Raw genomic sequence first — 6,694 nt, forward strand, 5'->3', positions numbered from 1 at the left:
GATCCAAAGCGCGCTACTGGCTGGCGAAAAGCAGACGGGCGTGACGGCGATGCTGATGGATGCGGGGCTTGACACGGGCGATATGCTTGATTTTGCCTACACGCCTTGCGAGGATAAAACGGCGGCGCAGCTGTTTGACGAGCTCGGGGATCTAGCGGGCGAGCTGATAGTGCGAGTGCTGCGAAATTTTGCAAATTTGACGCCGCTCAAGCAGGACGACGCGCAGGCCACGCACTGCAAAAAAATAAGCAAATCCGACGGGCTTTTTGGCTTTGAGCAGAGCGCGGAGCAAATTTATAATAAATTTCGCGCGCTAACGCCCTGGCCAGGGATTTATCTAGCTAGCGGGCTAAAAATTTTGGATTTAGAAATCTTGCGCGAATCCTGCGGGCGTAAATTTGAACGCATTGGCGAAATTTTAAGCGTCGATAAGCTCGGCTTTTGCGTTTCTTGCGGCGAGGGTGCGGTTAAGATCATAAAGGTGCAAGAGCCGGGCAAAAAGCCGGTGGACGCTAGCGCCTATCTAAACGGCAAGCGCCTTGGCGTCGGCGATATAGCTTTGTAATATGAGCAGAGTAACAGTAACAAGCGCGCCACAACGTCAAATTTACGGTAAATTTAAAAGGAATAAAATTTGAGAATAGAGTTCGCAGATAGCGTCCCATCTACGCAAAAAGTTTTGGTCGAAGGGCTGCGAAACGGCGAAATACAGCCGCCTTTTGCGCTCGTGGCAAAAGAGCAGACGCAAGGTATCGGCAGCAGAAATAACACGTGGAGCGGGCTAGAGGGCAATCTGTTTTTTTCATTTTGCATGAGCGAGACGGCGCTGCCTAGCGATCTAAGGGGCGAGTCGGCGTCGATTTACTTTTCGATGATAATGCGCGAAGTGCTCGCGGCTCGCGGCTCGCAAATTTGGCTAAAATGGCCGAATGATTTTTATGTTGGCGACAAAAAAATCGGCGGAACCTTGACGACGAGAGTCGGCGAAATTTACGTTTGCGGCATGGGTATAAATCTAAAAAACGCGCCCGAGAATGCCGGAATTTTAGATATAGACGTGAGTCCTAGCGCCGCGGTCGGGGAGTTTTGCAAGAGGCTGCAAACGGCTCCGTCTTGGGCGGAAATTTTTAAAAAATTTGAGAGCGAATTTGAAAAATCGAGAGAATTTATCACGCACTTTGAGGGCGAAGAGGTGGCGCTCAAAGACGCAAAACTCCTATCTGACGGCTCTTTGGATATAAATGGTCGAAGGGTTTTTTCACTCAGATAAATTTGCTTAAATTTGACGTAAAATTTAATATTTTTACAAAATATCGGTGGGGACGAGCCGCGAAATTCTTTCAGAAATTTTAAAGCCGAAACTAAACTTGGACAAAGTAAGTTTTTTGTAAAATTAATCAATTAAAAAACAAAAAATTGGAAAATTCTCATGTGTGAAATTATAACCATTGCAAACCAGAAAGGCGGCGTCGGAAAGACGACCACGGCGGTAAATTTGGCCGCATCGCTGGCGGTGGCCGAAAAAAAAGTCCTACTCATCGACATCGATCCGCAAGCAAATGCGACGACTGGAATGGGCTTTAGCAGAAACGACTATGAGTACAACATCTACCATGTGCTCACGGGTCGCAAAAAGCTCTCGCAAATAGTGCTAAAAACCGAGATACCGACGCTTTTTCTAGCGCCTTCAAACATCGGTCTCGTGGGTATAGAGCAAGAACTAAGCGAACAAAACAAAGACTATCAAAAGATACTAAAAAGCAAGATCGAAGAGGTCGAGGGGCAGTATGATTTTATCATCATTGACAGTCCTCCGGCGCTAGGCAGTATCACCGTAAACGCACTAAGTGCTAGCGATAGCGTGATAATCCCGATCCAGTGTGAATTTTACGCACTAGAGGGGCTTGCGCAAATTTTAAATACGGTAAAAATCATCAAAAAAACCATAAACCCAAAGCTAAATATAAAGGGTTTTTTGCCGACTATGTACAGCTCGCAAAATAACCTCGCTAAGGAAACCGTGGCAAATTTAAAGCAGCATTTTGAAAATAAGCTGTTTAAAACAAAGGACGGCGATGGAGACTTCGTCATAGTGCCGCGAAACGTAAAACTCGCCGAAAGCCCGAGCTTTGGAAAGCCTGTGATACTGTATGACATAAAATCGCCCGGCTCGCAAGCGTACCAAAATTTAGCGTATTCGATTTTAGGTTAAAAGATGGCGAAGAGAAGTTTGGGGCGCGGACTGGGTGCCATACTAGAGGACGTCGAGCTTGCGTACAAAGCTGAGCTAAACGAGGGCAATAGCGATATAGTAAAGGATATCGATCTAGACCTGATCGTCGAAAATCCATATCAGCCGCGTAAAAATTTCGACGAAACTGCGCTAAGAGAGCTTAGCGAAAGTATCAAAAGACACGGTCTTATCCAGCCGATAATCGTTATAGAAAAAGACGGCGAATATATGCTGATTGCGGGCGAGAGGAGATTTCGCGCGACTAAGCTGCTTGGCGAAAGCAAGATAAAGGCTATAGTCGCCGACATCGAAAGCCAAAGCCTTCGCGAACTAGCACTCATAGAAAATATCCAAAGAGAGGACCTAAATCCGATCGAGCTTGCCAATTCGTACAAAGAGCTAATAGATGAATACAAAATTACGCAGGACGGGCTTGCAAACATCATCCACAAAAGCAGGGTTCAGATAACAAATACCATGCGGCTTTTGAGCCTTAGCACCGTGACACAAGAGTATATAAAAGAGGGCAAACTAACGCAAGGACACGCCAAAGTCATCGTGGGGCTTGATCCAAACGATGAAAAAACAGCGGTCGATACTATCATCGGGCAGCGCCTTAGCGTGCGCGAGACGGAAAATTTGGTAAAAAATCTAAAAAATAAATTGCCGCCTAAAGCTGCACTTAAGCTAGATGAGAGGTACCTTGAAAGACTAACGAATTTAAAAGAGATTTTTTCTAAATTTGACGTACCGGTTAAGATAAAAGGCAAAAAAATCACTATCGAATTTGATGACATAGCAGATATCGATAGGCTAATAAACAAGATAAAATAAAAATATTTGTTTAAATTTAGCTTGTTTTATCCTTTTTTTTTGTAAAATAAGCACGGTTTTATTATGCTTAAGAAAATATTAAACTTTAAGGAGATTTGATGTTGGAAATTAATTTGCCGCTAGTCGTCCTAACGGCAGTTATTTTTCTAGGGCTTATCGCCGTTTTAAATTCCATCCTTTACAAGCCTCTACTTAAATTTATAGACGCTAGAAACGATGCGATAAAAAACGACGAAGAGAGTGCTAGCAAAAATACGAGCGATCTTGGCGTGTACGAAGCGCAGATAGAACAGCTCATAGCTGCCGCAAGAAACGAAGCCGGCAAGATCAAGCAGGAGGCTATCAACGCCGCAAAAGATGCAGGCGCTAAGATAGTCAGCGAAAAGCGCGGAGTTTTGGAGGCTGATTACGATGCTTTTATCCAAAATTTAAACTCTCAAAAGAGCGATTTTAGAGCTGATTTACAGCAAAAATTGCCTGAACTTCAAGCTGCTTTAAAAGCAAAACTCGCAAGGATTTAATATGAAAAGCAAAATTTTACTTTTATTATGTCCTTTTGTTTTGATGGCGGACGGCGGATACGACATCGTGCCTAGGACGATAAACTTTATCGTTTTTGCCGCGATTTTGTATTATTTTATAGCAAACCCTATCAAAAATGCCTACAAGGGAAGAATCGCCGGTATTGCAGCAAGACTTGATAATATCGAGCAAAAACTAAAAGACTCAAAAGCCAAAAAAGACGACGCTCTAAGGCGCGTAGAAGAGGCTAAAGCAAATGCAGCCAGTCTAGTAGAAACGGCTAGAAAAGAGGCTGTTTTGATCTCTGAGCGTATTAAGGAAGAAACCAGACAAGAGGTCGCAAATTTAGAAAAAAGCTTCCAAGATCAAAAAGAATTTGAAAAAAGACGCATGGTTAAGTCCGTTGTGGGCGAAATTTTAAATGAAATTTTCGCAAGCGACAGCGTGAAAATGGATCAAAGCGAGCTTATCAATATCATGCTTAAAAGGGTCGGCTAATGAAAGAACTTATCGCAAAAAAATACGTAAAAGCCCTAGTTAGCGACCTTAGCAAAGATGAGTTTAATAACTTTACCGCTAAGTTACAAGAGATCGCAAACGCATTCGCAAATGAAAAATTTCAAAACATCATCGTTTCGCCGAATTTAAAAAATAGCCAAAAAGCGGATTTCGTCCTATCTTTGGTTGGTGAGGCGGATCAAAAATTTGTAAATTTCATAAAACTACTCGGCGAAAATAAAAGACTTGATATTTTGCCTAATATCGTTTCAGAGCTTTTAGCGCAAAAATCAAAAATGGACAATGTTTTTTACGGCAAAATTTACGGCGGCTCGCAGATCAGCCAGGCTCAAATTTCAGAGCTTGAAAGCAGCTTTTCTAAGAGATTTAACGCAAAAATCATTTTAGAGCCGGTAAAAAGCGACTACAACGGCATCAAGATCGAACTAGACGATTTGGGCGTGGAGGCTAGCTTTTCGGTAGATAGGCTAAAAGCCCAAATGAGCGAATACATATTAAAAGCAATATAAAGGAGAAAAAGCGTGAGTGCAAAAATAAAAGCAGATGAAATCAGCGCCATCATCAAGGAAAGGATTGAAAATTTCAGCCTTAACGTTGATGTGAACGAGACGGGCAAGGTTATATCCGTAGCCGACGGCGTTGCTAACGTTTACGGCCTAAAAAACGTTATGGCCGGCGAGATGGTCGAGTTTGAGAACGGCGAAAAAGGCATGGCTCTAAACCTAGAGGAAAGCAGCGTCGGTATCGTTATCTTAGGCAAAACAGACGGTATCAAAGAGGGTTCAAGCGTAAAACGCCTAGCTAAGCTTTTACGCGTTCCTGTGGGCGATGCTTTGATAGGTCGCGTCGTAAATTCACTCGGTGAGCCGATAGACGCTAAGGGTCCGATCGAAGCTAGCGAGACTAGATTTGTCGAGGAAAAAGCAAAAGGCATCATGGCTAGAAAGAGCGTTCATGAGCCGCTTCAAACAGGTATCAAAGCTATCGATGCGCTAGTGCCGATCGGCCGCGGACAACGCGAGCTCATCATCGGCGACCGCCAAACGGGTAAAACTACCGTCGCGATAGACACAATTATCAACCAAAAAGGTCAAGACGTTATTTGTATCTACGTAGCGATCGGACAAAAACAATCAACTGTCGCTCAAGTCGTTAAAAAGCTTGAAGAGTACGGCGCTATGGAGTATACCATCGTCGTAAATGCAGGCGCTTCTGACGCTGCCGCGCTTCAGTACCTAGCTCCATATGCGGGCGTAACTATGGGCGAATATTTTAGAGATAACTCTCGCCATGCCCTAATCATCTATGACGATCTTTCAAAACACGCCGTCGCATACCGCGAAATGAGCTTGATTCTTCGCAGACCGCCGGGCCGCGAAGCGTATCCTGGCGACGTTTTCTATTTGCACTCTCGTTTGCTAGAGCGCGCATCTAAGCTAAATGATAAGCTTGGCGCAGGTTCTCTAACGGCTCTTCCTATTATCGAGACGCAAGCTGGCGACGTTTCGGCGTATATTCCGACAAACGTTATTTCTATTACCGACGGTCAAATTTTCCTTGAGTCTGACCTGTTTAACTCGGGCATCCGCCCTGCGATCAACGTCGGTCTTTCGGTTTCTCGCGTCGGCGGCGCAGCTCAGATAAAGGCAACCAAGCAAGTTTCTGGAACATTAAGACTTGACCTTGCGCAATACCGTGAGCTTCAAGCGTTTGCACAGTTTGCGAGCGACCTTGACGAGAGCTCGAGAAAACAGCTTGAGCGCGGTCAAAGGATGGTCGAGGTGCTAAAACAGCCTCCTTACAGCCCGCTAGCCGTCGAAAAGCAAGTCGTTATTATCTTTGCCGGTACGAAAGGCTACCTAGATGATATCCCGACAATAGCGGTTACAAAATTTGAAGCTGAGCTTTATCCTTATATTGAGGCGAAGTATCCTGAAATTTTCGAGCAAATTCGAACCAAAAAAGCACTTGACAAAGAAATCGAGGAGCTTTTGCATAAGGCGCTAAAAGACTTTAAAGCGACGTTTGCCGCTAACTAAGGCTAGAATATGTCAAATTTAAAAGATATAAAACGAAAGATCAAGAGCGTCCAAAACACCCAAAAGACGACGCGTGCGATGAAGCTGGTATCTACAGCCAAACTTCGCAAGGCTGAGGAAGCCGCTCGTCACTCTAGGGTTTATGCGCTCAAGATCAACGAAGTTTTATCTGAAATCGCCTATAAGATCAACCAATATCGCTCTGTAAATGCCGAGAGTAAATTTTTCGACGTTAAGGAGAATATCGAGAAGGTTGATATTATATTCGTCACCGCAGACAAGGGGCTTTGCGGCGGTTTTAATATTCAGACTATTAAAACCGTTAGAAATATGATTAACGAATTTAAGGCGAAAAAAGTAAAGATAAGACTCCGCGCGGTAGGTAAAAAAGGTATAGAATTTTTTAGCTTCCAGGGTATAAATTTGCTTGAAAAATACGTCGGCGTTAGCTCATCTCCGACTTATGAGAAAGCTCAAAATATCATAAAAGACGCGATAGACGACTTTATAAGCGGTGCGACGGATAAGGTTATTTTGGTGCATAACG

General features: G+C 43.9%; 9 protein-coding genes. All 9 read left to right on the forward strand.

Annotation, left to right across the window (positions count from 1 at the left end):
- A partial coding sequence (locus tag Q0338_RS06975) for a methionyl-tRNA formyltransferase (protein ID WP_298086125.1) occupies nucleotides 1-565 on the forward strand: 565 nt, incomplete at its 5' end.
- 69 nt (nucleotides 566-634) lie between these two features.
- Nucleotides 635-1,270 carry a biotin--[acetyl-CoA-carboxylase] ligase gene (locus Q0338_RS06980; RefSeq protein WP_298086126.1) on the forward strand — a complete coding sequence of 212 codons (636 nt, stop codon included), beginning with the start codon at nucleotides 635-637 and terminating at the stop codon, nucleotides 1,268-1,270.
- Between the two features lie 159 nt (nucleotides 1,271-1,429).
- A complete protein-coding gene (locus Q0338_RS06985) occupies nucleotides 1,430-2,212 on the forward strand; it encodes an AAA family ATPase (protein ID WP_298086127.1) in 783 nt (260 codons plus the stop codon).
- Between the two features lie 3 nt (nucleotides 2,213-2,215).
- Nucleotides 2,216-3,067, forward strand: a complete 852-nt coding sequence (locus Q0338_RS06990) for a ParB/RepB/Spo0J family partition protein (protein WP_298086128.1) — start codon at nucleotides 2,216-2,218, stop codon at nucleotides 3,065-3,067.
- Nucleotides 3,068-3,165: 98 nt separating this feature from the next.
- Entirely contained in the window at nucleotides 3,166-3,588 is a 423-nt protein-coding gene (locus Q0338_RS06995) for a FoF1 ATP synthase subunit B' (protein ID WP_298086129.1), read from the forward strand.
- 1 nt (nucleotide 3,589) lies between these two features.
- The gene (locus Q0338_RS07000) at nucleotides 3,590-4,087 is read left to right on the forward strand and encodes a F0F1 ATP synthase subunit B (RefSeq protein ID WP_297941738.1); all 498 of its coding nucleotides are present in this window, start codon (nucleotides 3,590-3,592) and stop codon (nucleotides 4,085-4,087) included.
- Entirely contained in the window at nucleotides 4,087-4,617 is a 531-nt protein-coding gene (locus tag Q0338_RS07005; protein ID WP_009494957.1) for a F0F1 ATP synthase subunit delta, read from the forward strand. The genes Q0338_RS07000 and Q0338_RS07005 overlap by 1 nt, the downstream gene beginning before the upstream one ends.
- Before the next feature lie 12 nt (nucleotides 4,618-4,629).
- On the forward strand, nucleotides 4,630-6,147 hold the full coding sequence (gene atpA / locus Q0338_RS07010) for a F0F1 ATP synthase subunit alpha (RefSeq protein ID WP_002947472.1): 1,518 nt from the start codon (nucleotides 4,630-4,632) through the stop codon (nucleotides 6,145-6,147).
- 9 nt (nucleotides 6,148-6,156) lie between these two features.
- The coding region (locus Q0338_RS07015) for a F0F1 ATP synthase subunit gamma (RefSeq protein ID WP_298086130.1) at nucleotides 6,157-6,694 on the forward strand (538 nt) is incomplete at its 3' end.

The organism is uncultured Campylobacter sp. (assembly GCF_938018145.1).
In the GTDB taxonomy this organism is placed as follows: Bacteria; Campylobacterota; Campylobacteria; order Campylobacterales; family Campylobacteraceae; genus Campylobacter_A.